Genomic DNA, 24,718 nt, shown 5'->3' with positions numbered 1-24,718 from the left:
TTTGTGAGACGGGAACACATCAATTACACGGTGGTCGGCGCTTTTGTGCTCATCATGGGCGTGGCGTTCATGGTGCTGCTCTACAAGCTGACCGGCAGTACCGGCCCGGCGGATCGCTACTTCGTTCACTATGACAACGTCTTCGGTCTCAAGTACGGCACCGGCACGTTCTATGAAGGGTTTCAAGTCGGCCAGATTGAAAAAATCACCCCGGAGCGCGATGGCGACCATACGCGCTACAAGGTGGAATTGAGCGTGAGGTCCGGGTGGAAGATTCCGGATGACAGTACGGCTGCTGTCATCGCTTCGGGACTGCTCTCGGGAGTGGCCATCAATATCCAGGAAGGCAAGAGCAAAGCCATGCTGGCGCCGGGCTCGGAGATCAAGGGCGCCGGGCAGGTGAACATGTTTGCCGCCTTGAACGACGTCGCCGCGGATTTCCATACGCTGTCCCAGGAGTACAAAGAACTGTCGCAATCGGATCTGCGACCGTTGCTGGAATCGATACGCAAACGGATCGACGATCCGGAATTGTTTGATGAGCTCAAGGCCATCCTGAAGAAGATGGATGACAGCGCCGCCCGCGTGCAGCGCCTCCTGGGCGACAAGAACCAGCAGGCCGTGACGACGACGCTGACCAACGTCGAGAAGGTCTCCGAAAACACGCTCGACCTGCTGAACCGCATCGAAGTCACGCGTCTGCAGATGCATCACGCCTTCGGCGAGCTCGACCAGATGGTCACCGACAATCGCGGCAATGTGAATCAGGTGGTGAGTGACACTGCGGCGTCGACCGCCGATCTGCGCGCGTCGATGCAGTCGCTGCGGCAAAGCCTCGACACCATCTCCCACAATCTGGACACCATTCTCTATCATCTGGAGGGCAGCAGCCGCGACATGCATGAGTTCGCGCGCCAGCTGCGCGAGAATCCTGGATTATTGTTGAACAGCTCGCCGCAGAAGGATGAGGTGAAGGATCGTTCGGAGATCAGAAACGATGTATCGGGCGGCACGCAGAAGAAAACGGAGCAGGGGAAGGAAACGCCATGAGACATTTGCGCCTACTGGGCGTGACCGCGTTGCTGGTTTTGTCGGCATGTGCCAAGGCGCCACCGGTGCCCACGGACACGTATTACCGCCTGACCGCGCCCCAGGTGGGCGCCGCAACAAAGCTGACCACGGGCATCATCCTGGTGCGGCCGCTGATGGGTGACGGCCTGCATTCGGACCGCGCCATCCTTCATGCCGAGGATGCGCAGGGCGCGGTGCTCACGCAGTACAGCTATCATTTCTGGACTGAGGCGCCACCACGGATGATCCAGCACCAGTTGATCGATTATCTGCGCGCCGCGCAGTCCGGGCGGATGGTTGTGGGCGAACTGGATGGCGGGCCGGCGCTGACTGTTTCCGGGCGCATCAAAGAATTCGAACGTCTGGATGGCGGTAGTCAAACGACCGTTCGCGTCGATCTGGAATTGCGCCTGGATGATGCGCATGGGCAGCCGCTGCTGGTGCAGGATTACAGCGAGCATGTCCCCGCCGGCGGCGATGATTTGGGCAGCACGGCGACGGCCTTCGATCAGGCCCTGAACACCCTCTTTACCCGCTTTCTAGCCGATGCCTCCAAAGCGGTCGCCGCCGATCACTGATGCGGCGTTGGCTGGAAAAGCTGAAAAAACAGAGCGTCCCCATTGCGTTGAGCATGGGGGTGCTGGTGATACTGCTGCTGCACGCCCGCGAAGATGAGGGCGGCCCGCTGCGCTGGTCGGCCATTGACCAGATGGAAAACCTGGCCTACGACGCACGCCTGTTGCTCACCATGCCACGCACGGTTGACCCCGGCGTGGTCATCATCGACATCGACGAAAAGAGCCTGCAGGCGGAAGGTCGCTGGCCGTGGGGCCGTGATCGCGTGGCGCGCATGGTCGAGCAACTCTTCGAGAAATACAAGGTTGCACTGGTCGGCTTTGACGTGGTTTTCGCCGAGCCCGATGAAAGCTCGGGCCTCAAGGTGCTGGAGCAACTGTCGCGGCGGGAGTTCAGCGGTATTGCCGGTTTTGAGCAGCGCCTGCGGGAAATCAAGCCCACCCTTGACAACGACGGCATCTTCTCCGGCGTTATCGGCAAATACAAAGTGGTGCTGGGTTATTTTTTCAATGAAGTCACCAGCGCCAAGATCGAGGCCGTGCATTCCGGCGTCCTCCCTCCGCCAACCTTCCCAAAGGGGGCTTTCGAAGGCAAACACATTGCTTTCCGCCCGGCATCGGGCTATGGCGGCAATCTGGCCATATTCCAGGACAAGGCCGCCGCCGCCGGCCATTTCAATCCGTCGCTGGACTCCGACGGCATCGTCCGCCGGGTCCCCATGGTCATGGACTATGACGGCGCGCAGTATGAATCGCTGTCGCTGGCGATGGCGCGCGTCTATCTGGGGGCGCGCGAGGTGGAGGCCAAGTTTGAGCAGGCGCCGCTCGGCGCCTCTAGGAATTACGCCGGCCTGGAATCGCTGCGCATCGGCAATCGCGTGATCCCGGTCGATGAGCACATTGAGGCGCTGGTGCCCTATCGCGGGGGGCAGGGAAGCTTTCCCTATGTCTCCGCCACGGATGTCATCCATGGGCAGGCCAATCCGGAATTGCTGCAGCCGGGTGCCATCGCCATCGTTGGCACCACTGCCGCCGGCCTGCTCGATTTGCGTTCGACACCGGTGCAAAAGGCCTATCCCGGCGTTGAGGTGCACGCCAATCTGATCGCCGGAATTCTGGAAGGGCGCATCATGCAAAAGCCCGCCTACGTCCAAGGGGCGGAGATCATCCTGCTGCTTGTTTTTGGCCTGGTCATGGCGCTGACGCTGCCGTTCCTCGGCCCGCTGGCCGAGGTCCTGATGACGCTTGGTGCGCTCACGCTCTACACCGCGTTCAACATGCTGTGCTGGGTCAAGGGGCAACTGGTGCTGCCGCTGGCCTCGGGCCTCGTGTTGATCACCCTCCTGTTCATCATCGACATGTTCTACGGCTACTTTGTCGAGAGGCGCGGCAAGCGCCAGTTGACCGGGCTGTTCGGGCAGTATGTACCGCCGGAGCTGGTCGACGAGATGGCGAATGATCCGGAGCGTTACTCGCTTGAAGCCGTCAGCCGCGAGATGACGGTCCTGTTCTCCGATGTCCGCGGTTTTACCACCATTTCCGAAGGCATGAACCCCAAGGCGTTATCCGAGTTGATGAACGAGGTATTGACGCCGATGACCCATGTGATTCATGAGCATCGCGGCACCATCGACAAATACATGGGCGATGCCATCATGGCGTTCTGGGGCGCGCCGGTCCCCGATCACGATCACGCCAGGCACGCCTTGCTGGCGGCACTGCGCATGATCCAAAAACTGGACAGCGTCAATGCCGGATTCAAGCAACGCGGCTGGCCGGTGATCAAGGTCGGCATCGGCATCAACACCGGCACCATGACCGTCGGCAACATGGGCTCGGAATTCCGCATGGCCTACACCGTCATGGGCGACAGCGTCAATCTCGGCTCGCGGCTGGAGGGGCTGACCAAGACTTATGGCGTCGACGTCATCGTCAGTGAAAGCACGAAGGCGGCGGTGCCGGAACTGGCCTATCGCGAATTGGACATGGTACGCGTCAAAGGCAAGGACAAACCGGTGTCGATTTATGAACCGCTGGGTTCGGCGGCCGACGTCTCCAAGATCCTGCGGGACGAATTGGACATCTACAAGCAGGCGCTCAAATATTACCGCACGCAACAATGGGACATGGCCGAATTGCAGTTTTTGAACCTGGCCAAGTCCTCGGCACGTCCGCGTTTGTACCAGATGTATGCGGAACGTGTCGCCGAATTCCGCAGAAATCCGCCGGGCAAGGATTGGGACGGCGTCTACACCCACACTACGAAATGAGGCGGAGCGAAAGCGGAGAGAAATTTAAGAATCGAAAGGTGTGGCAGGTTGCTGAAAAACGTTATGAGGAAGCCCGGATGCCAGGCGCCACGAGCGAGGAAGTGAGACAGTACAAGACAGTACGGCGGGCTTTCGAGAGAATAACCAAGGACGCAGACGGGCTCCGCAATAGTTTTGCAGCGACCTGCTCAGCGGGCGAGGGAGAACTCCATCTTGATCCCCGCCAGTTCGATGACATCCCCGCTCTGCAAGGTGTAGGCCTGCGGGCCGATGGGCTTGCCGTTGACCACGGGGTAATTTTTGCCGCCGCTGTCGCTCTCGATGTGCGTCAGGAAATAGCCTTGCGGCCGGCGTGAAATCACCGCCACCTGCACGCCCGGCTTGCCGAGCGTGATCAACGCCTTGGTGAGTTCCAGTTCCTTGCCGGCGATGGGGCCGTTCAACACATGCAGTTTGCCGAGCGGCATGCCGGGCGCGGCGGCAGCCGGCGCGCCACCCGCCGCGGATGCAGCCGCCGCGGGTGCGGCCGCGGCGGCGGCCTGTGCGGCGGCAACCGCGGCACTGGCCGAACCCGGCCTGATGATCATGGTCTTCTCGAATTCCTCGTCATCGGCACTGGCGTGCTCGTTGACGTATTTCAATTCGTGTTTACCGAGGCCGATGACGTCGCCGTCCCGCAGGGCGTGTTTCTTGATGAGCTTGCCGTTGACGTAGGTGCCGTTGGTGCTGCCCAGATCTTCCAGGAAGGAGTCATCGAGGATGGTGATGATGAGCGCGTGCTTGCCGCTCACGGCAAGATTGTCGACCTGGATGTCGTTGTCAGGTTTGCGGCCGAGGGTCGTCCGTTCCTTGCTGAGCTGGTATTCCCCCTGTACCACGCCGTTCAGGCTGAGTATGAGTTTCGCCATGCGTTCATCCTGTTATTTCATACTTAACTGAACCATCTGAATAATTTCTTACGCCACCCACTCCCTCCGCCAGCCCCGCTGCGCGGTCGGATCAAGATGACCGAAATATTGTCCTTGCCCCCATTTTGGTTGGCAATACGTATCAGTTCGCCAGCCGCCTGTATAAGATTACCACTATATTTACTTAGGGTTAAGTGAATTTCTTCATCAGATATCATATCATTTAAGCCGTCCGAGCACATCAGGTAGGTGTCCTGGGGCTCAAAAACCTCGTCCTGGATGTCCACCACGACGTCTTCTTCAATCCCCAGGGCGCGAGTCACCAGATTTTTAGGGGTGTTGGCCATGGCCTCTTCCTTGGTGAAATACCCCTTGTTGATCAATTCCTGGATGAGGGAATGATCGCTGGTCACCTGCTCAAACTGGCCGTTTCGCAGACGGTAGAGTCTTGAATCACCGACGTGGGCGATGCTGATCTTGTTGCCATCGTGCACCAGGACGGCGACCACGGTGGTACCCATGCCCTGGCATATCGGCTCCTGGCTCGCGGTCTGGAAAATCTGGCTGTTGGCCAGGGTAATGGCGTCACGCAGCAGCAGTGCGCCCATACTGTGGCCGCTGGCCTTGTCGATCTGGCTGGGATTGATGTGGGAGAGCCCCTCGCGCATCTCGTGCAGGATGGAGGTTACGGCGATGGCGCTGGCGACTTCGCCCCCCTTGTAGCCGCCCATGCCATCGGCAACGATGGCCAGCCCCATGCGCGAGTCGCTGACGGTGCTGTCTTCGTTGTGTGGGCGCTTGCGCCCCGTATCGGACATGTTGACGATTTCAATCACGCCAGACATGTCCATGGCGACGCGCCCTCACCCGGCCTTTTTGGCGCAGCTTTGTATGTCCCTGGCCATCTCCGCGCCGGTCTGATAACGCTTGGTGAGATCTTTCTCCAGGGCCTTGTTGATGATCGCCCGCAGGCAGGGCTTGGTCTTCGAAATTTCCGGGCGCACGGTGAACACGTCCTGATGCGGTTCGTTGGCGATATTGTACATGAGAGTGGCCATTGATTCGCCCTTGAATGGCAATTCGCCGGTAATCATCTGATAGAGCATGACACCCAGGGAAAAGAGATCGGAACGTCCGTCGATTTTCCTGCCGGCGAGTTGTTCCGGCGACATGTACGACGGCGTGCCGAGCACCATGCCGGTCTTGGTCTTGCTGGAATCGGTGATGCGGGCGATGCCGAAGTCGGTGAGCTTTATGCTCTTGCCTTCGGGATCGAACATGATGTTGGCCGGTTTGATATCGCGATGCACCACGCCCTGGGAATGCGCATAATCGAGCGCCAATGCGGCCTTGTAGGCTATTCCCATCACCAATTGCACTGCCATGAGGTTGTCTTTTTTGGTGTAGCGGCTGAGGTCATGACCCTTCAGGAATTCCATGGCGATGTAGGCCAGATCATGCTCCTCGCCGACGTCATAGATGGCGACGATGTTCGGGTGCTGCAGGCGGCCGGCGGTTTCGGCCTCACGGTAAAAGCGCGATTTGATCGTTTCCACTTCATCGGCGGCCAGTTCCTGCAACGCCAATGTCTTGATGGCGACGATGCGGTTGATCTTGGGATCGCGGCCCTGATAGACGACACCCATGGCGCCCTTGCCGAGCTCCTTTTCCACCTGATAGCGGCCCAGCATCGGTTTCTGGACATTGCCGTCGGCCAAGATCAGGGTGCCGCCTGGATGGCGGGCGCCACCGCCGCCGAGCATGACCGTCTCCTCCATCGCCTTGGCGCGGGTCATGCGCATCTCCAGGTCGCGGAACTTCTTGTTGTATTGCGCCATGGTCGTATAAACGGAGTTGGCCTTGTTGAACTGTCGTTTGCGTTCGAAATCACCGGCGAGGTTGAGCAGCAGTTCCATGACGGAATCGTCCATCGGCAGACGGCGGAATCGCTCGAAGGCCATGTCCAACTGACCGGACTGCTGCAACGAGAGTCCCAATTGCCGGTTGCTCTCGGCCGATTCGGTGTCGGCCTTCATCTTGCCCTTTTCCGCGACCAGGAACCGTTTGGTGGTGAGCAGCAGGTGCCCGCAGACCAGAAACAGGGATGGGAGCATCGTCTGCAGCCACATCCCTCCGGCCTTCATGGAGATGAAGCTGACGGCCAAGAGCAGAACCAGGAATGCCCCGGTCGCGCCCGCCGCCGGACCGGCCGGCAGCCGCGGCAGGGCGGCGATGAGATAGGCCGCCACCCCGATCAGGATCAGGAACTGGACGAGGGGCGCCCAGGACGGGGTGATGAAGAAGTTTTCATTGAGGATGCTGGAGACGGTATGGGCGAGAACCACGACCGGTGCCATGCCCTTGGAGATCGGCGTTGGAAAGGTTTCACCGACACCAAAGGCGGTGGGGCCTATCAACACCACCTTGTCCTTGTAATTTTCCAGCGGGATCTTGTTGTAGTACACATCGTAGAACGAATCGATCTTGAAGGCCGGTTTGTCGCCCTGGTCCTTGTAGAAGAACGTGTACATCTCTGATTCCGGATTGGTCTTGATCAAGAGCTTGCCGATCCCGACGTGATCGCCCTTGACCAGTTCGATCTCGCCCGGTGCAAGATTGAGGGTCCGCGCGGCGACAGCGAGCGCAAACGAGGGATAGTAATGATCGAAATAATTGAAAATCAGCGGCTCCTTGCGCAATCCGCCGTCAGAATCCGGATCCTGATTGAGATGCCCGATGGCCGCGGCCTTGCTGCCGATGTCCGGGATGGGCGCGAACAGCTGGCTGGCAAAAAGCGGCTCGTCGTCATCCTTGCCGGGCAGCACCTTTTTGTCCGGCAGGGCGTTCTTCGCGATGTAATCCGGCGTCGGCTTGTCCGCCTTGCCCAGCGGCTGTCCGGGAATGAATTGCATGCCCAGCACGACATTGCCGGCACGGCCAATGGCATCGGCGAGTTTCTTGTCCTTGTCGAGGTCTTCCTGGGCCGTCTTGAGTTTTTTGCCCAGCTCGGCGACGGTGGCATCGTTGCTTTTGGACAATCCCTTCGAATCATAAAGGGCCAGCAATTCATTGATGTGGGTCAATCCGGGGTCGATCTGCGGTTCGGTATACAGCACCATATTGGCGATGACCTTGGCGCCCGCCTTGGCCAGACGGTCGATCAACTCGGCGATGATGTTGCGTGGCCACGGCCAGCGTCCGATGTTGGTGATGCTGTTGTCGTCGATGGCAATGACTGCGATCTGGCTGCTGGGCTGCTGGGTCGACGCCCGCACCCCGAAGTCGTAGGCGGTGCGCTCCAGTGATTCCACGAATGGGGGCTGCATCCAGTACAGGACGACAAACACCACCGATACCGCAAGGCCGGCAAACCAGTCGCTGGTCCAGAATTTTTTCCGCATGCGCCTGTCCGTGCGTGGGAATGGGTTGCATCATCGGGGAACCTCTGATCGGACTCAGAGCCTCCCGCGCGTCAAATCCTAACACCGAACCTGGAAATCAAAAAATACGCGGGCACCTGGGGCGGCGTACAAGCTCACACGCAACGCATGGCGGGGAAAAATGAACGTACTCCTGATTATCGCCGGCAAAAAAAGAGGAGGGCGGATGGCCCTCCTCTATTTACGCAACAACTTGCAGCCTGAATTACTTTTTCTCGACTACACAGTGCTTCTTGTCCGCATCCCAGACCTTGCCTTTTTTGCACTTGTGCGTATCGGCGGCCATGGCGCCGGTGCTGACCAAAAACAGGCCGGTCATGATCGCCAGGATGAATTTGCGGATGGTCATAATGGATCTCCTTAAATGTCTATGGTTGAAAAATCATCTCGCAGGGTTCGCGAGACTTGGTATTTTGACCCGATATCCGCAACCGATTCAGAACATTACCAAAATTTAATTTGCCTCCACGGCGCGCAGATCGCCGCCTGGATCCATGAACCGGCATTCAGGACACCGGTGACATCACTTTTTAAGAAGGCACTTGTCGGATTGGGAAAAAAGACCACCAGGACAGCCGCGATTATTCATCACACCACTTTTTTACGTTGGCGTGGCTGGTTTCGATGGCTTTTTTATACTCATCGTCGGTCAGGTTGTGGCGTTCCCCGTCTTTGTCCGTGGTGTAGAGGGTGGCCGCGTGTTCGTACGTGTCCAGATTTTTTTTCGCCAGTTCGCAATTAACCTTGCGCTGCGCCGCCTCCTTCTCCCTGGACTCCTGCTGTTTCTTCTGTTCCGTCTGATCATCGGAGTATTCGTTCAACAGCTTCTGGCTTTTTTCCCTGCGTTCAGCGGAGTCCGGGTCCGGCTGCGGTGCGGCTTGGATTTGGACCGGCTGGCTCCGGGCATTACCAGGATGATCGCCGTAGTGCACCTTGCCCTGTTCGTCCACCCATTTGTACACCTCGGCGTACGACGCCGTTACTGGGGCGAGCAAGGGGAGGAGGGACAACATCCGCAACCAGGATGACATGGAATCCCCCCTTCAATTAATTCGGGGAAGAACAGCGGGATCAGCGTTCCAAATGTTGCCGCTTGTCCTTGACGTCTTTCCACTTGTCGGCGTCGGCCGGCGCGTCCTTGACCTCGTTGATGACCGGCCAGGTCTTTGACAATTCAGCGTTCAGCTTCAGGAATTCCTGCTGATTGTCGGGCAAATCATCCTCGGAAACGATGGCGTTGACCGGACACTCGGGTTCGCAGAGCGTGCAATCGATGCATTCGTCGGGGTCGATCACCAGCATGTTGGGGCCTTCGTGAAAACAATCCACCGGGCAGACCTCCACGCAATCGGTGTATTTGCACTTGATGCAGCTTTCAGTGACGACAAATGTCATGATTATTCTCGCGGTTCCAGAGTAACGAAGGAAAATAATTATAGTCCCAAGCCCCGCCAATGAAAATGATGGCGCAGGGGCGCCGGTCAGGATTTATCCAGCAACCCGCGCAGGCGGTAGATTGCCTCGAGTGCCTCGCGCGGGCTCAAATCATCGGGCTTGAGATGCATCAGCGCCGCCAAGACAGGATGGGTGTGGGGCAGCAACGTGGCCTGCTTTGGTGCTTCCGGCGCGGTGCGCGGGTGATTCTCCAGATCGTGCAGATAGGCCCGCGCGCGGGCGATGACCGGCGCCGGCACGCCGGCCAGTGAGGCGACCTGCAGGCCGTAGCTGCGGCTGGCGGGCCCCTCCTTGACCGCGCGCAGGAAGACAATGCGATCCTGGTGCTCAACGGCGTCGAGATGCACGTTCGCCGCCTGCGGGATCAACTCGGTCAGCGCGGTCAGTTCGAAGTAATGGGTGGCGAACAGCGTGAATGCGCCCACGTCGCGCCCCAGCGCCTCGGCGGTGGCCCAGGCCAGCGCCAGTCCGTCGTAGGTGCTGGTGCCGCGTCCGATCTCATCCACCAGCACCAGGCTCTGTCGTGTCGCCTGGCGCAGGATCTGCGCCGTCTCGATCATCTCCACCATGAACGTGGAGCGGCCGGCGGCCAGATCATCGGTGGCGCCGATACGGGTGAAGATGCGATCGATGGGGCCGATACTGGCGCCCGCCGCGGGTACGAAGCTGCCGGCGTGCGCCAGCAGTACGACGAGCGCGGTCTGGCGCATGTAGGTGGATTTGCCGCCCATGTTCGGGCCGGTGATGATGAGCAGCCGGCGCGCGTCATTCAGGGTGAGATCGTTGGGAATGAAGGGTTCGCCGCCGCAGTGCTCCACCATCGGATGACGGCCCGCGCGGATGGTGACACCCGCCTCCGCAAACAGTTCAGGACGGGAGAGATTAAGCGTCGCGGCACGCTCGGCAAAAGCGGCCAGCGTGTCCAATTCGGCCAGCGCCGCCGCACAGCCCTGCAGTGCGGGCAGATGGTCCTGCAATTTGCGCAGCAACTCTTCGTACAGGATTTTTTCGCGGGCCAGCGCCCGCCCGCCGGCGCTCAACACCCGCTGCTCCAGTTCCTGCAATTCCGGGGTGATGTAACGTTCGACGGATTTCAGTGTCTGGCGTCGGGAATAACGCGCCGGCACGTTCGCGCCCTGGGCGCGGCTGACCTCGATATAGTAGCCATGCACCCGGTTGTAACCCACCCGCAGATTGGCGATGCCGGTCGCGATGCGTTCGCGCAACTCCATCTCGGCGAGCGTGTCGCCGGCATTCGCGCCGAGCCGGCGTAATTCATCCAACTCCGCGTCGTAGTCCGGCGCGATGACGCCGCCGTCACGCAGCCACACCGGCGGCGATTCCACCAGTGCATGCCGCAGCAGGTCATGGAGTTCCGGAAAGCACCGCAGCCGCGCCGAGAGATCACGCAGGCGGGGGCTGTCCAGTTCCTGCATCGATGCCTGTAACGCGGGAAGTTGCGCCAGTGCCGCGCGCAGTTGGACGAGATCTCTCGGTCGCGCCGTCAACAGCGCGATCCTTGCCAGGATGCGCTCCATGTCGCCGATCGGTTTCAAGAGTTCACGCAGACGTTCGTGCCGTGCCCATTCCAACAGGCAGGCAATGGCGTCGTGCCGCGCGCGCAGGATGTCCTGATCGCGCAGCGGCTGGCTAATCCAGCGTCGCAACCAGCGGCTGCCCATGGGCGTGACGGCGCTGTCCATCAAATGAGAGAGGGTGTGCTCCCGGCGGCCGGCGAGGCTCTCGTCGACTTCGAGATTTCTGCGGCTGGCGGCATCAAGGATGAGGCAATCGCGGCGCTGTTCAACATGCGGCGCCTGCAGGTGCGGCAGGGCCGCGCATTGCGTGTCGCGGGCGTGCTGCAACAGGCAGCCCGCCGCCGTCACCGCCAGCGGCACCTGCTCGCAGCCCAGGCCGGCCAGATCGGCCACGCCGAACTGCTGCATCAACGCCCGCCGCGCGGTGTCGGCGTCGAAATACCACGGCGGTTTCACGCTGACGCCGCGCCAGGTTGAAAGTTTTTCCTTGAGCGGCGAGGACTCCGGCAACAGTATTTCCGCGGGTTTCAGCCTTTCCAGTTCGTCGGCAAATGTATCGGCGCTTTCGCATTGCATGAGGGAAAAGCGTCCACTGCCGAGATCCAGCGCGGCGCAGCCGATCCCGCCGCCCGCGGCGTACACTGCGAGCAGAAGATTGTCCCGATGCGCCTCCAGCAGCGCCTCATCGGTCACCGTGCCGGGCGTCACGATGCGGGTGATCTGCCGCTCAACGGGACCCTTGCTCAATGCCGGGTCGCCCACCTGTTCGCAAATGACCACGGACTCACCCAGGCGGATGAGTTTGACCAGGTATTGATCCACGGCATGCGCCGGTACGCCGGCCATCGGGATGGGTTCACCCGCCGACTGTCCGCGCGAAGTCAGCGCTATTCCCAGCAGCTGTGCCGCCCTGCGGGCGTCGTCGTAGAACAATTCGTAGAAATCGCCCATGCGGTAAAGCAGCAGCAGGTCGGGATGTTTCGCCTTGAAGGCCAGATACTGGCGCATGACTGGCGTATGCTCGATGGTGGTTGCTGCGCTGGCAGGCGGGCGGGTACTCATGGCGGCGGTCTGTGCGAAGATATTGAAATTCGCAGGATCATGCCCCAACTATACGGGATCAATCCATGTCAAGGAAAAGCCATTGCGGAGGATGAAACAGCCATGAGCAGTGTGGACGTAAACAAAGAGACCCTCGGATTTCAATCCGAAACCAAGGCGCTGCTGGATCTCGTCATCCATTCGTTGTACAGCCACCCGGAGATTTTCCTGCGCGAACTCGTTTCCAACGCCTCGGATGCGGCCGAGAAGCTGCGGTTCGAGGCGCTGGGCAACGATGGCCTGTACGAGGGCGACAGCGAACTCAACATTCAGGTGGAGTACAGCGAGCAGCAGAAAACCATCACCGTCCGTGATAACGGCATCGGCATGTCGCGCGAGGAGATGATCGGCAATCTCGGCACCCTGGCCCGCTCCGGTACGCGCGAGTTTTTCAAGAATCTGACCGGCGACAAACAGCAGGACACCCAATTGATCGGCCAGTTCGGCGTGGGATTTTATTCGGCGTTCATCGTGGCCGGAAAGGTCACGGTCACCAGCCGGCGGGCGGGTCAGCCCGCCGAGCAGGGCGTGCGCTGGGAATCCGACGGTTTGGGTGAGTACACCGTCCAGGGCGTATTGCGCAAGAAACGCGGCACGGAGGTCGTGCTGCATCTCAAGGACGAATTCAAGGATTATCTAAACGGCTGGCGCCTGCGGGACATCATCCGCAGATATTCCGATCATATCGCCCTGCCCATCCGCATGCCGGAGGAGGGCAAGGACAAGACCGGATGGGAGACCGTCAACCGCGCCACGGCCTTGTGGGCGCGCAACAAGAAGGAAGTCACGGCCGGGGACTACGACGAGTTCTACAAGCACATCGCGCACGATTTCGAAAAGCCGCTGGCGCACGTGCACACCCGCACCGAAGGCAGGCTCGAATACACCACGCTCTTTTACATTCCGTCGCACGCGCCGTTCGATTTGTGGGATCGCGAGGCCCGCCACGGCGTGAAATTGTACGTGCGGCGCATATTCATCATGGACGACGCCGAGCAACTGCTGCCGCGTTATCTCCGCTTCGTACGCGGCATTGTCGATTCAAATGATTTGCCGCTCAATGTCTCACGGGAGTTGCTGCAGCGGAACAAGACCATCGACACCATCCGTGCCGCCTCGGTGAAGAAGATCCTGGGGCTCATTGAAAGTCTGGCGGGCAGGGAGGACTACAAGACGCTGTGGAAGGAATTCGGCCGGGTGCTGAAGGAGGGCATCGCCGAGGACGCGGACAATCGCGAGACGCTGGCCGGCCTGCTGCGTTACGAAAGCACGCTCCACCCCGGCGAGGGGCAGACCGTGGCGCTGTCGGACTATGTCTCCCGCATGCCGGAGGCGCAGGACGCCATCTACTATCTGGCCGCGAATGACGCCGCCACCGCGCGCAGCAGTCCGCATTTGGAGGTGTTCCGCAAAAAGGGCATCGAGGTGTTGCTGATGTCCGATCCGGTGGATGAGTGGGTGGTCATGCACCTGACCGAGTTCAAGGGCAGGCCGCTCAAATCCGTGAGCAAGGGCGATCTGGATCTCGGCAGGCTGGAGACGGAGGAGGAGAAGAAGGAACGGCAGGGCGAAACCCGCGAACTGAAAGACCTGCTGGGCCGGCTGCGCAAGACGCTGGATAACGAAACCAAGGACGTGCGCGTCACCCGCCGCCTGACCGACTCACCCGCCTGCCTGGTGGCGGACAGCCAGGACATGGGCGGCAATCTGGAACGCCTGCTCAAGGCCGTGGGGCAGAACATCGCCGCCGCCAAACCCATCCTGGAGATCAACCCGGAGCACGCGCTGATCAAACATCTTGGCAAAATCGAGGATGAAACGCGTTTCGGCGACTGGGCGAGGATATTATTCGATCAGGCCTTGCTGGCCGAGGGCGGCAGGCTCAGCGACCCGGCGGGCTTTGTCCGCCGTTTGAACGCCATGTTCGCAACCATGGCGTCCTGAGCCCCGCCGGTCACGCCGCCTGGCGTGTCGTGGCGGCGGGCCGTGAGCGGTGGAACGCGAGAAAGTCGCGCGCGCCCCGCTGACCCATGTAGCGCTCCAAAAGGCGGGCATCGGTGCGGCGCAGATCGACCAGGATCAGGCCGTCCAGCGTATTCCCGAACTCCGGATCGACATTGAATCCGAGCAATTGCCCGCCCAGCTTCAGATACTGGCGCAGCAGAATGGGAGGCTCCTTGCCGTCCGTCTCGATGCCGCGCACCATGTCTGCGATCACGTCCAGATCGTCCAGGCCCGGTGAGATGATGGCTTCCCGCCAGGGCCCCATACGCAATGGCTTGAATGGGCGGCGTGGCCGCACCCAGCGGGACAATTCCCGTTCGTAATGCCGCGTGTGCAGGTGCTTCACGATGAGCAGGCGCGACAGCCAGTGATAATCGTTGCTGATGCTGACGGGGCCGAACAGGCGGTGGCACTGCGGCCGGCGGATGATGAATTCCCCGATCCCGCGCCACAACAGAAACAGGGGCGCGAAGCTCTTCTGAAATTCCGGCCGCACGAACGAGCGGCCCAACTCGACGGCCGTCGCCAGCTGGCCGAGCAGCGGCCGCTTGAATTCAAACAGGGAATGGGTGTAGAGGCCGCGCACGCCGTAGTGCCGCAGGATGTCGGCCACGACGCCCAGCCGGTAACCGCCGGCCACCTGACCGGAGGCCTCGTTCCAGACGATGAGGTGCTGGTAATAGGCGTCATACAGATCGATGTCCGCGGGCTTGCCGGTGCCCTCGCCGACGCTCCGGAACGTCAGCTCGCGCAGCCGCCCAATCTCCTGCAACAACCAGGGGATTTGCCGCGCGGGCGCGCAGGCGACCCGCCATTCCTTGTTGCGAATCAGGATCTGCTCCTCCGGCAGGGCGTCCATCTCCGCCTTGAGCAACGATGGTGCGGGCGCGAGGATTAAGGGGATCGCACGTCGCGGTAAAGGCGGCTCAACGGCCGCGCCGGAGGAAGCAGTCTGGCTCATCTGGCCCAGCAGCTCGGTGCGCAGGCGCAGATGTTCAATGAGTGTGGTCTTGTCCGGCAGCCGTTTCATGCCGGCGTACGCGATGGGTGCGCCGATGCGCAGTTCAATGCGCCGACCGGTGCGGGCCGCGAATTCGCGCGGCAGCAGGGCGGTGCGCAGCAGCGGGTGCAGCAGGCCCAGGAGCTGGAAGTGAAGCCGGTTGTGGCCGTGGATGTACACCGGCACCACGCTGGCCTGGCTCAACTGCACGAGACGTCCGATGGACGGATCCCACGGCGGATCGATAATCTTTCCGGAACGCCATTGCAGATGCGATACCGTGCCCGATGGAAAGGTCAGCAGCAGGCCGCCGGCCTGCAACCAGCGCAGGCAGCGGCGCAACGGCGCCGCGTTTCTGCGGGCCGACGTTCCTCCCCCGAAGGGATCCACGTCAATCAGATAATCCCGGATTTCCGTGATTTGCCGCAGGAGGTAATTGGCCATCATGCGCACATCAGGGCGGATCTTCAGCAGCATCTGCGCCAGCAGCAGCGCCTCGGGGCCGCCGAAGGGATGATTGGCGACGACGATGACCGGCCCGCCGGCCGGAATGTCATCGATCCGCCCGCTCAAAATGCGCGGCCGGATGTCGAGCAGTTCCAGCGCCTGCCGGAGAAAGGCCTCGCCTTCCAATCCGGGGGGTAGTTGCTGATAGAGACGATCCAGGTGATCCAAGCGGCAGAGCCGATCCAGGGATCGATAGAGGAAATCGGGGTGGTTTGACAATCGGTGGTTGGAAAAGATGTGACGCGTGCTGAAATGACCGCGAATTTCTGCTGAGGTCATCGGTTGTTCTCCACGCGGAGCATGTGACGGCCATACTGCCCCAACGCTGTGACAGGCCGGCGAACGTCCGTTGACAGGTTGGTGACAATTCAGCTTTTTACATCGAAAAAGTTCTGTTTGCGACGCTGATCGCACCGCAACATGCTGTTTTGCATGGCAGTAGGGTCGGAATCCGGCTAAAATTTGTCTAATCGACGGCTGAAATTGATGACCACCACCACCCATTCTCTGCAACTGCTGCAAGAACTGACGGCCATTGGCATCGCCCTCTCGGCCGAGAAGAATCACGACCGGCTGCTGGAGATGATCCTGGAGCAGGCGGAGCGCTTCACCAGCGCGGATGGCGGCACGCTGTATTCGGTCACCGAGGATCGACGCCTGAAATTCGAAATCATGCACACCGCCAGCCTCAACTTTCGCATGGGCGGCACCAGCGGCAAGCCCATTCCCTTCCCGCCGCTGCCCTTGTACGACGACGCGGGCAATCCCAACATGAAAATGGTCGCCGCCAGCGCGGCCCTGAGCCGCCGCACCATCAACATCAAGGACGCCTACGCCAGCAAGGAATTCGATTTTTCCGGGACTCGCACCTTCGATCAGAAGACCGGCTACCGTTCAAAATCCTTTCTCACCGTGCCGATGACCAATCATGAGAATGAGGTCATCGGCGTGCTGCAGCTCCTGAACAAGCGCGAACCCGATGGCTCGGATGCGGTCTCGTTTACCCAGCACGATCAAAAGCTGGTGGAATCGCTGGCCTCGATGGCGGCGGTGGCCATCACCAACAAACAACTGATAGAGGCGCAGAAACAGTTGTTCGATTCCATGATCCAGCTGGTCGCCAACGCGATTGACGAAAAATCACCCTACACTGCGGGGCACTGCCGGCGCGTGCCGGTGCTGACCGACATGCTGGCCGAGGCGGTCTGCAACACGAGGCAGGGTCCGCTGGCGGATTTCGCCATGACGGAGGAGGAGCGCTATGAACTGAATGTCGCCGCATGGCTGCACGACTGCGGCAAGATCACCACGCCGGAATTCGTGGTCGACAAGTCCACCAAACTGGAGACGATTTTCGACCGCATCAAGGAGATTGACACCCGCTTTGAAATATTGAGACGCGACGCCGAGATCGCCGCGCTGCTGCGCCGGTTGCAGGCCCGCTTCGGCGCCGATGCGGAGGTGGATACCGATCCCGAATACCGGCGGCTGCTGAAGCAATACGCCGACGATCGCGAATTTCTCCATCGCTGCAACAAGGGCGGCGAGTTTCTCTCCGAGGAAGACAAGGAGCGCGTCAATCGCATCGCCGCCTACCGCTGGCGGGAGGATGGTAACGACAAACCCTTTCTGTCGGACAACGAGGTTTACAACCTGCACATCAGCCGCGGCACGCTGAATTTCGAGGAACGGCAGATCATCAACAACCACGTCAGCGTCAGCATCAAAATGCTGCAGTCACTGCCTTATCCAAAACATCTGCGGCGGGTGCCGGAGTATGCCGGCGGGCATCATGAAAAAATGGACGGCACCGGTTATCCCAACAAACTGACGCGCGAACAGATGTCGATCCCGGCGCGCATGGTGGCGATCGCCGACATCTTCGAGGCGCTGACCGCCAAGGATCGCCCCTACAAAAAACCGATGCCGCTGTCGCAGGCGCTCACGATCCTCGGCCGCATGAAACTGGAACATCATATCGACGCGGATTTGTTCGACGTGTTCATCCATGAACAGGTCTATCTCAAGTATGCGCGGCAGTATCTGGCCCCCGAACAGATCGACGCCATCGATTTCAAAAAAATACCCGGCGTCATGGCCCATTGACGCCGCGCGAACTGGTCCATTGGGCCGAATCCAAGTTTGAATACGCGGGCCTGAGCTACGGCCACGGCACCCGCAACGCCCGCGAGGAGGCGGTGTATCTGGTGCTGGGGGCGCTCGATCTGCCCTTCGATTACGGCGGCGCCCGGCTGGACGAGCCACTGGACAAAAACACGCTCCAACGCCTGCGCGCGCTGTTGCGCAAGCGGATCGCCACCCGCAAACCGGCCGCCTATCTGCTGCGCAAGGCGTGGTTCGCGGGTCTGGAGTTTTACGTCGACGAACGCGTGTTGGTACCGCGCTCGCCGATTGCGGAATTGATCGAACAGGGTTTTGCGCCGTGGGTGGACGGCAGCCGCGTGCGTCGCATCCTGGAACTCTGCACCGGCAGCGGCTGCATCGCAGTGGCCTGCGCGCTGGCCTTTCCTGAAGCGCGGGTTGACGCCACCGATATCTCGCCGGAGGCGCTGGCGGTGGCCGCGATCAACGTCGAGCGGTACGCGGTGGGGGATCGCCTGCGCATGATCAAATCGGATCTGTACCGTGACGTCCCGCGGCAGCGTTATGACTTGATCATCAGCAATCCACCTTACGTTCCCGCGGAAGACGTTGCCGGTTTGCCGCGCGAATACCAGCACGAACCGGCCCTGGGTTTGGCCGCGGGTGACGAAGGGCTGGCCGTCGTCATCCGCATCCTGCATGAATCCGCCGCCCGCTTGAACGAACACGGGGCATTGATCGTGGAGGTGGGCGACCGGCAGGAGGTTCTCTTGGCGCGTTATCCGAAGGTGCCGTTCATGTGGTTCGAGTTTGAACGCGGCGGCGACGGCGTGTTCCTGCTCACCGCCGCGCAACTGCGCGAACACTTCGGCGGCGACCGATCCTCGTAAACCGGCGAAGATTTCGCCGGAATATGCTTATGTCGCTACAATAGCGCCATGTCAGGTAACACCATCGGCAAACTGTTCACGCTCACCACCTGCGGCGAGAGCCACGGGCCGGCGTACGCCTGTATCGTGGACGGCTGCCCGCCCGGCCTCGCCTTGAGCGAGGAGGATCTGCAGCACGATCTGGATCGGCGCAAACCGGGCAAGTCGCGCCACACCACGCAGCGGCACGAAGATGACAGGGTGCGCATCCTGTCGGGAGTGTTCCAGGGCAAAACCACCGGCACGCCGATTGGACTGTTGATCGAGAACACCGATCAGAAGTCAAAGGATTACGACAACATTCTCGATCGCTTCCGTCCCGGTCACGCCGATTACACCTACAATCAGAAGTACGGCTTCCGCGATTACCGCGGCGGCGGCCGCGCCTCGGCGCGCGAGACCTGCATGCGCGTGGCGGCAGCGGGCATCGCCAAGAAATACCTGCGCGAGAAATACGGCGTGCAGGTCCGCGGTTATCTGGCGCAACTGGGGCCGATCAAACTGGAACGCCGGGATTGGAGCGCCGTTGATGACAATCCATTTTTCTGTCCGGATCCGGCGCGTGTCCCCGAGCTGGAAGCGTTCATGGACGCGCTGCGCAAGGAGGGCGATTCCATTGGCGCGCGCATCAACGTCGTGGCCAGCAACGTGCCGCCGGGCTGGGGCGAACCGGTGTTCGATCGGCTGGATGCCGACATCGCGAAGGCGATGATGGGCATCAACGCCGTCAAGGCGGTGGAGATCGGCGCCGGTTTCGCCGCCGTCGAACACAAGGGCACGCAGCACCGCGATGAAATGACGCCGGAAGGTTTTCTCGGCAACAACGCCGGCGGCATTCTCGGCGGCATTTCCAGCGGCCAGGACATTCTCGTCAGCATCGCGCTGAAGCCGACGTCCAGCATCCGTCTGCCGGGGCGCAGCATCGACGCGCGGGGCAATCCGGTGGAGGTGGCGACGCACGGGCGCCACGACCCCTGCGTCGGCATCCGCGCCACGCCGATTGCCGAGGCCATGCTGGCGCTGGTGCTGATGGATCATGCCCTGCGCCACCGCGCCCAGAATCTTGACGTTCGTTCGCCGACACCGGTAGTTCCCGCCACGCCCAAGCGCTGATGTTGCGTCATTCGGGGGTGCCTTACTGGAGGCTGTCCGGCGGCTACTTCGCCTACTTCGCCGTCATCGGCGCGCTGGTGCCGTATCTCAATCCCTATTTCAAACTGCTGGGCTGCACGCCGGCGCAGATCGGCCTGCTGACCGGCGCGCTGGTCGCGGGGCGCATCGTTTCGCCGACGCTGTGGGGCTGGATCGCCGATCACCATGGCGGACGGATGCGGGTGGTGCGCGTGAGTTTCCTGCTGTCGCTGGTGAGTTTCCTGCCGATGCTGTGGATCACAACCTACGCACCGGCGCTGGTGGTGATGTTGGTGTTCGGTTTCCTCTGGAGCGCCTCGCTGCCGCAATTCGAGGCGGTAACCTTCAACCATCTCGGTGACTCGACGGAGGCCTACACCCGCATCCGCGTCTGGGGTTCCATCAGTTTCATTGTCACCGTCGTCGCCTTGGGATGGATCTTCGAACGTACCGGTTTGACGCCGCTGCCGGCGGTATTGGTGGGATTGCTGGCCGCTGCCACCGTGATGAGCCTGTATACGCCGGATCGGAGGGTTCCGCATCCCCGGCCGGCGCGCATGCACCTCGCTCGCGTGCTCGGCCAGCCCAAAGTTGCGGCCCTGCTGGCTGTCTGTCTGCTGACCCAGGTGAGCTACGGGCCTTATTACAACTTCTACACCATCTATCTGGAGGAGCACGGCTATGCCCGCGGCGTGGTCGGGCAGTTGTGGGCCCTGGGCGTGGCGGCGGAGGTGTTGCTGTTCCTCGTCATGCACCGGCTGCTGCCATGGATGCCGCTGCGCCTGCTCATGCTGCTCAGCATCGCCGCCACCACCGTGCGCTGGCTTTTGATCGCCGGTTTCGTCCAGTGGCTCTTCGTGCTGGTGCTGGCGCAATTGCTGCACGCGATCTCGTTTGGCATGCAGCACGTGGCGGCGGTGCAGTTCATCCACCGTTATTTCACCGGCCGCCACCAGGGCCGCGGCCAGGCCCTTTACAGCAGCGTCGCCTACGGCGTCGGCGGCGCCGCCGGCGCACTGAGCAGCGGCTATCTCTGGGAAGGGCGGGGTCCGGTGTGGACCTTCACCGCCGCGAGCCTCCTGTGCGTGCTGGCGTTCGCCATCGCCTGGCGATGGCTGGAAGGTGCGCCGCAGCTTCGTCCAGACCCCGTTTGATGCGGCGCGTCATGAACGTGCCGAACCCACAACTTTTTCCATAAGTTGCCATGTGGTACAAGGAGGTACTGCCGTTTTCCAACGACTTGACGTTGTTGGGAAACGGTGAAAAGTAAAAACCATGCCTTTTGCTTTTCGAGTTGAAAAAGTTCCATGGAAGGACTTTTTAAACAGCTTTGGAAGGGACGCCCTTGACCCGGCTCGGGGGCAGGCCCTACTCTGGCCCAACGGAAAAAAACCAGGACACCACAAATGACTTATTGTCTGGCTGCCCAGGTCAAGACGGGGCTGGTGTTTACTTCTGACTCGCGCACAAACGCGGGTATCGATCAGGTCAGCACCTACAGCAAGATGCACACCTTCGGCCGCGATGGCGATCGCCAGTTCGTGCTGCTCTCCGCAGGCAATCTTGCCACCACCCAGGGCGTGGTGGCGCGCCTGCAACGCGACATCCGCGAGGGCTGGGAACACAATCTGATGACCATGAGCGACATGCATGCAGCCGCGGATTATCTCGGCGCAATCAGCCGCGACCAGCAGACGCGCCTGACCGGCGGCGGCACCACCTTTGAAGCCAGTTTCATCCTCGGCGGCCAGATCGGCAGCGAATCGCACGCGCTTCTGCTGATCTACCCCGAGGGCAATCACATCAGCGCCTCTGACGCGACGCCATACCTGCAGATCGGCGAGAGCAAATACGGCAAGCCGATTCTCGATCGCATCATCAGCACCGAGACCAGCCTCGAACAGGCGGCACTGTGCGCGCTGGTATCGATGGATTCGACCATGCGCAGCAACGTCACCGTCGGGCCGCCCATCGATCTCCTGATTTACCGGGCCGGCAGCCTGCGGACCGGCGAGCATGTCCGCCTGAACCATGACAGCCCCTATCTGCGCGACTTGAAAAAGTCATGGGAAAGCGGATTGGCGGAGGCCTTCCGCAAGCTGCCGCCCTTGAATCTCGCCGGCGCCGGTGGCGAGCATGTCCGCGAACTGACCACCGCAACACATTAATTTACACGGCAGTCCCTCGCGCCAGTTTTGCCTCAGGCGGTGGTGCGGAACCAGTTGGTTTCTATGGCCGTGTGAATTCGATCCAGGGCCTGTTGCAGATTATCCATGCAGGTGCGCAGCCTCTGCTTCAACAGCGGCGCGACCTCGATTCCCAACAATTGTTTGGTCATGGCGGTGACGGCCTGCAGCGGTTGTTCATGCCGCGGCAGGCGGGTCACCCCATCCTGCAGGGCCGCGAGGCAGTGGGCCACGGCGCGCGGGAAGCGCGAGTCGTGCAGCAGGAACTGCATCACCTCCTGGCCCTTGACGCCCGTCTGCACGTGCTGATGGTACATATGGTAGCCGGAGAGACAGGACAGCACGCTGAGCCAGGCCAGATTGGCGAACGCCGTCGGGGTTTTGCCGGCCCGGGTGGTGCGGACCAGTTCCGTCATGCCCACGACACCCAGATCGAGGACACGCGTGGTCATGTCGGCGCGCTCCAGATTCTGGCCCAGCAACACGAACTGATAGGCGTCGTCATGGCTCATCGCGCCGGCCAGCAGGCCGTTCAGCAGCTGGCAGGTGCGCACGATCCCGGTCAAAAAAGGTTCGCGATGATTGCGGGGCAGGGCGCGGGTCGCGTGCTCGCGGGCGTGCCAGTAGGCGTCGTTGATCTGTTCCCACGCCTCATTGGGCAGGATCTCGCGCGTGGTTCGCGCGTTCTCGCGGGCCTGTGCAAGCGAGGACACAATCGATGATGGATTGCCGGCGTCCGCCATCAGGAAGCGCACCACATGGCGTTCATCGGCGGCGCCATAATGCTCGTTGTAATATCGATCCAGACCCAGAATCTGCACCATGGATTGCCACGGCGCCGGGACTTCGCGCGGCGAGTCCAGCGCCATGCGCGTGTTTGCGCTGATGAGCCGCGCCATGTTCTCCGCGCGCTCCATGTAACGCCCGGTCCAGTACATCCGTTCAGCGACGCGTGAAAGCATGATGGAAATGCGCTCTTATCCGGCCACGACCCAGGTGTCCTTGCTGCCGCCGCCCTGCGAGGAATTGACCACGTAGGATCCCTTCACCAGGGCCACGCGCGTCAGGCCGCCGGCGGTGACATGGGTGCCGCGGCCCTGCAGGATGAACGGCCGCAAGTCGATGTGACGCGGTTCCAGCCGGTTGCCGCACAGCGTCGGCGCGGTCGACAGCATGAGCAGCGGCTGGGCGATGTAGTTGCGCGGGTCGGCGTGGATGAGTTTCCTGAATTCGGCCAGCTTGCGCCGGCTGGCCTGCGGGCCGATGAGCATGCCATAACCGCCGGATTCGTTGGCGGGCTTCACCACCAGTTGATCGAGATGGGCCAGCACGTGCTGGCGCTCCGTGTCATTGGCGCACAGCCAGGTGGGCACGTTCGGGAGGATCGGTTCCTCGCTCAGGTAATATTTGATCATCTTCGGCACATAGTGGTAGATGACCTTGTCGTCGGCCACGCCCGCGCCCGGGGCGTTGGCCAGCGCAATGTTGCCCTTGCGCCAGGCGCGCATCAGCCCGCGCACGCCGAGCTGCGACTCGGGATTGAAGGTCTCCGGATCAAGGAACAGATCGTCGATGCGGCGATAGATCACGTCCACCCGCGCCAGGCCGGCGATGGTGCGCATGTAGACGCAATCATCATCGCCGGCGACGAGATCGCCGCCCTCGACCAGTTCCACGCCCATCTCGCGCGCCAGGAAGGCGTGCTCGAAGTAGGCCGAATTGTAAATGCCGGGCGTCAGCACGACGATTTCGGGCTTGTCCTGCGGGCGCGGCGACAGCGAGGCGAGCATGTCGAACAGGCGTTCGGGGTAATCGTCCACCGGCAGAATATTCTGATCGGCGAACAACTCCGGCAGGACCCGCTTGGTGATGTTGCGGTTCTCGATCATGTAGGAGACGCCGGAGGGCACGCGCAGATTGTCCTCCAGCACGTACAGCGTGCCGTCGGCGTCGCGCACGAGATCGGAGCCGCAGATGTGCGCCCACACGCCGTGGCGCGGCTGCATGCCCACGCACTGGCTGCGGTAGTTGCGCGAGGTGGCCAGCAGTTCGTTCGGTACGATGCCGGCCTTGAAGATGCGCTGCTTGTTGTAGACGTCGTCGATGAAACAATTGAGCGCGGTCAGGCGCTGCCGGAGTCCCGCCTCGGTGCGCCGCCATTCATCGGCGGGCAGGATGCGGGGAACGATGTCGAAGGGCCATTGCCGGTCGATGTTGCCGCCCTCGCTGTAGACCGTGAAGGTGATGCCCATGACCCGGATGGCCAGTTCGGCCGCCGCCTTGCGGGCCTTGATTTCGGCGCCGGACAACGACGACAGATAGGCCGCCAGCACCCGCGCGTCGGGACGCGGCTGGCCGGGCGCTTCGATCAATTCATCGTAAAACTTCCCCGGCCGGTAATTTTGCCAGTCGATGTGCATAACTTGCTCCATCCCATGCCTCAAAATACAGCAAAGACCATGCCGGGTGAGGCCGGGCAACGTGGAAAAACCACTGGACG

General features: G+C 61.3%; 19 protein-coding genes. 9 read left to right on the top strand and 10 right to left on the bottom strand.

What is annotated here, in order from left to right; all coding sequences use genetic code 11:
* The first annotated feature begins 3 nt into the window (after window positions 1-3).
* Genes VMH34_00740 through VMH34_00730 form a run of 3 tightly spaced genes read left to right on the top strand, consistent with a single transcriptional unit; the run spans window position 4 to window position 3,916 of the window.
* A complete protein-coding gene (locus VMH34_00740) occupies window positions 4-1,050 on the top strand; it encodes an MlaD family protein (GenBank protein ID HTT07310.1) in 1,047 nt (348 codons plus the stop codon).
* Window positions 1,047-1,649, top strand: coding sequence for an ABC-type transport auxiliary lipoprotein family protein (locus tag VMH34_00735; protein HTT07309.1), 603 nt, complete (start codon window positions 1,047-1,049; stop codon window positions 1,647-1,649). The genes VMH34_00740 and VMH34_00735 overlap by 4 nt, the downstream gene beginning before the upstream one ends.
* Complete coding sequence (locus VMH34_00730; GenBank protein HTT07308.1) at window positions 1,649-3,916, top strand: adenylate/guanylate cyclase domain-containing protein; 2,268 nt, start codon at window positions 1,649-1,651, stop codon at window positions 3,914-3,916. The genes VMH34_00735 and VMH34_00730 overlap by 1 nt, the downstream gene beginning before the upstream one ends.
* A 188-nt stretch (window positions 3,917-4,104) precedes the next feature.
* Here the strand turns inward: VMH34_00730 and VMH34_00725 are convergent, their stop codons facing one another.
* The 7 genes from VMH34_00725 to mutS all read right to left on the bottom strand — a co-directional run bounded on the left by VMH34_00725 (window position 4,105) and on the right by mutS (window position 12,319).
* Window positions 4,105-4,824: an FHA domain-containing protein gene (locus VMH34_00725; GenBank protein HTT07307.1), complete on the bottom strand. Its 720-nt coding sequence runs from the start codon at window positions 4,822-4,824 to the stop codon at window positions 4,105-4,107.
* A gap of 23 nt (window positions 4,825-4,847) precedes the next feature.
* Window positions 4,848-5,675 (bottom strand): Stp1/IreP family PP2C-type Ser/Thr phosphatase, encoded by an 828-nt coding sequence (locus tag VMH34_00720; GenBank protein ID HTT07306.1) that lies wholly within the window; start codon window positions 5,673-5,675, stop codon window positions 4,848-4,850.
* Between the two features lie 12 nt (window positions 5,676-5,687).
* Window positions 5,688-8,225 carry a serine/threonine-protein kinase gene (locus VMH34_00715; GenBank protein ID HTT07305.1) on the bottom strand — a complete coding sequence of 846 codons (2,538 nt, stop codon included), beginning with the start codon at window positions 8,223-8,225 and terminating at the stop codon, window positions 5,688-5,690.
* A gap of 244 nt (window positions 8,226-8,469) precedes the next feature.
* Window positions 8,470-8,613: a hypothetical protein gene (locus VMH34_00710; protein ID HTT07304.1), complete on the bottom strand. Its 144-nt coding sequence runs from the start codon at window positions 8,611-8,613 to the stop codon at window positions 8,470-8,472.
* Between the two features lie 232 nt (window positions 8,614-8,845).
* On the bottom strand, window positions 8,846-9,295 hold the full coding sequence (locus VMH34_00705; protein HTT07303.1) for a DUF4124 domain-containing protein: 450 nt from the start codon (window positions 9,293-9,295) through the stop codon (window positions 8,846-8,848).
* Between the two features lie 40 nt (window positions 9,296-9,335).
* On the bottom strand, window positions 9,336-9,659 hold the full coding sequence (gene fdxA / locus VMH34_00700) for a ferredoxin FdxA (GenBank protein HTT07302.1): 324 nt from the start codon (window positions 9,657-9,659) through the stop codon (window positions 9,336-9,338).
* Between the two features lie 86 nt (window positions 9,660-9,745).
* On the bottom strand, window positions 9,746-12,319 hold the full coding sequence (gene mutS / locus VMH34_00695; protein HTT07301.1) for a DNA mismatch repair protein MutS: 2,574 nt from the start codon (window positions 12,317-12,319) through the stop codon (window positions 9,746-9,748).
* Window positions 12,320-12,421: 102 nt separating this feature from the next.
* Between mutS and htpG the strand changes: the two genes are divergently transcribed.
* Window positions 12,422-14,302: a molecular chaperone HtpG gene (gene htpG, locus VMH34_00690; GenBank protein ID HTT07300.1), complete on the top strand. Its 1,881-nt coding sequence runs from the start codon at window positions 12,422-12,424 to the stop codon at window positions 14,300-14,302.
* A gap of 10 nt (window positions 14,303-14,312) precedes the next feature.
* Here the strand turns inward: htpG and VMH34_00685 are convergent, their stop codons facing one another.
* Window positions 14,313-16,148 carry a GNAT family N-acyltransferase gene (locus tag VMH34_00685; protein HTT07299.1) on the bottom strand — a complete coding sequence of 612 codons (1,836 nt, stop codon included), beginning with the start codon at window positions 16,146-16,148 and terminating at the stop codon, window positions 14,313-14,315.
* A 207-nt stretch (window positions 16,149-16,355) separates the two neighbouring features.
* On the opposite strand from VMH34_00685, the gene VMH34_00680 reads away from it, so the two are divergent.
* The 5 genes from VMH34_00680 to VMH34_00660 all read left to right on the top strand — a co-directional run bounded on the left by VMH34_00680 (window position 16,356) and on the right by VMH34_00660 (window position 22,200).
* Window positions 16,356-17,975 carry an HD domain-containing phosphohydrolase gene (locus VMH34_00680; GenBank protein ID HTT07298.1) on the top strand — a complete coding sequence of 540 codons (1,620 nt, stop codon included), beginning with the start codon at window positions 16,356-16,358 and terminating at the stop codon, window positions 17,973-17,975.
* Window positions 17,972-18,862, top strand: coding sequence for a 50S ribosomal protein L3 N(5)-glutamine methyltransferase (gene prmB, locus VMH34_00675; protein HTT07297.1), 891 nt, complete (start codon window positions 17,972-17,974; stop codon window positions 18,860-18,862). Before VMH34_00680 ends, prmB begins: the two co-directional genes overlap by 4 nt.
* A 48-nt stretch (window positions 18,863-18,910) precedes the next feature.
* Window positions 18,911-20,014 carry a chorismate synthase gene (gene aroC, locus VMH34_00670; protein ID HTT07296.1) on the top strand — a complete coding sequence of 368 codons (1,104 nt, stop codon included), beginning with the start codon at window positions 18,911-18,913 and terminating at the stop codon, window positions 20,012-20,014.
* A complete protein-coding gene (locus tag VMH34_00665) occupies window positions 20,014-21,186 on the top strand; it encodes an MFS transporter (protein ID HTT07295.1) in 1,173 nt (390 codons plus the stop codon). The genes aroC and VMH34_00665 overlap by 1 nt, the downstream gene beginning before the upstream one ends.
* Window positions 21,187-21,438: 252 nt before the next feature.
* Window positions 21,439-22,200, top strand: coding sequence for a peptidase (locus VMH34_00660; GenBank protein ID HTT07294.1), 762 nt, complete (start codon window positions 21,439-21,441; stop codon window positions 22,198-22,200).
* A 32-nt stretch (window positions 22,201-22,232) separates the two neighbouring features.
* Here VMH34_00660 and VMH34_00655 read toward each other — a convergent pair whose 3' ends face one another.
* A complete protein-coding gene (locus VMH34_00655; protein HTT07293.1) occupies window positions 22,233-23,180 on the bottom strand; it encodes an alpha-E domain-containing protein in 948 nt (315 codons plus the stop codon).
* 15 nt (window positions 23,181-23,195) lie between these two features.
* The gene (locus tag VMH34_00650; GenBank protein ID HTT07292.1) at window positions 23,196-24,638 is read right to left on the bottom strand and encodes a circularly permuted type 2 ATP-grasp protein; all 1,443 of its coding nucleotides are present in this window, start codon (window positions 24,636-24,638) and stop codon (window positions 23,196-23,198) included.
* Window positions 24,639-24,718 lie beyond the last annotated feature (80 nt).

Source organism: Gammaproteobacteria bacterium (assembly GCA_035501935.1).
GTDB lineage: Bacteria > Pseudomonadota > Gammaproteobacteria > JAJPIJ01 > JAJPIJ01 > JAJPIJ01.
The sequence above is the reverse complement of the archived record's forward strand: the minus strand, read 5'-3'. Positions and strand labels throughout refer to the sequence as shown.

What these genes read in the sequence shown, in the direction of transcription:
- VMH34_00735 (HTT07309.1), top strand. Translation starts at nt 1,047, where the DNA reads ATGAGACATTTGCGCCTACTGGGCGTGACCGCGTTGCTGGTTTTGTCG.
- VMH34_00730 (HTT07308.1), top strand. Translation starts at nt 1,649, where the DNA reads ATGCGGCGTTGGCTGGAAAAGCTGAAAAAACAGAGCGTCCCCATTGCG.
- VMH34_00725 (HTT07307.1), bottom strand. Translation starts at nt 4,824, where the DNA reads ATGGCGAAACTCATACTCAGCCTGAACGGCGTGGTACAGGGGGAATAC.
- VMH34_00720 (HTT07306.1), bottom strand. Translation starts at nt 5,675, where the DNA reads ATGGACATGTCTGGCGTGATTGAAATCGTCAACATGTCCGATACGGGG.
- VMH34_00715 (HTT07305.1), bottom strand. Translation starts at nt 8,225, where the DNA reads ATGCGGAAAAAATTCTGGACCAGCGACTGGTTTGCCGGCCTTGCGGTA.
- VMH34_00710 (HTT07304.1), bottom strand. Translation starts at nt 8,613, where the DNA reads ATGACCATCCGCAAATTCATCCTGGCGATCATGACCGGCCTGTTTTTG.
- VMH34_00705 (HTT07303.1), bottom strand. Translation starts at nt 9,295, where the DNA reads ATGTCATCCTGGTTGCGGATGTTGTCCCTCCTCCCCTTGCTCGCCCCA.
- fdxA (HTT07302.1), bottom strand. Translation starts at nt 9,659, where the DNA reads ATGACATTTGTCGTCACTGAAAGCTGCATCAAGTGCAAATACACCGAT.
- mutS (HTT07301.1), bottom strand. Translation starts at nt 12,319, where the DNA reads ATGAGTACCCGCCCGCCTGCCAGCGCAGCAACCACCATCGAGCATACG.
- htpG (HTT07300.1), top strand. Translation starts at nt 12,422, where the DNA reads ATGAGCAGTGTGGACGTAAACAAAGAGACCCTCGGATTTCAATCCGAA.
- VMH34_00685 (HTT07299.1), bottom strand. Translation starts at nt 16,148, where the DNA reads ATGACCTCAGCAGAAATTCGCGGTCATTTCAGCACGCGTCACATCTTT.
- VMH34_00680 (HTT07298.1), top strand. Translation starts at nt 16,356, where the DNA reads ATGACCACCACCACCCATTCTCTGCAACTGCTGCAAGAACTGACGGCC.
- aroC (HTT07296.1), top strand. Translation starts at nt 18,911, where the DNA reads ATGTCAGGTAACACCATCGGCAAACTGTTCACGCTCACCACCTGCGGC.
- VMH34_00665 (HTT07295.1), top strand. Translation starts at nt 20,014, where the DNA reads ATGTTGCGTCATTCGGGGGTGCCTTACTGGAGGCTGTCCGGCGGCTAC.
- VMH34_00660 (HTT07294.1), top strand. Translation starts at nt 21,439, where the DNA reads ATGACTTATTGTCTGGCTGCCCAGGTCAAGACGGGGCTGGTGTTTACT.
- VMH34_00655 (HTT07293.1), bottom strand. Translation starts at nt 23,180, where the DNA reads ATGCTTTCACGCGTCGCTGAACGGATGTACTGGACCGGGCGTTACATG.
- VMH34_00650 (HTT07292.1), bottom strand. Translation starts at nt 24,638, where the DNA reads ATGCACATCGACTGGCAAAATTACCGGCCGGGGAAGTTTTACGATGAA.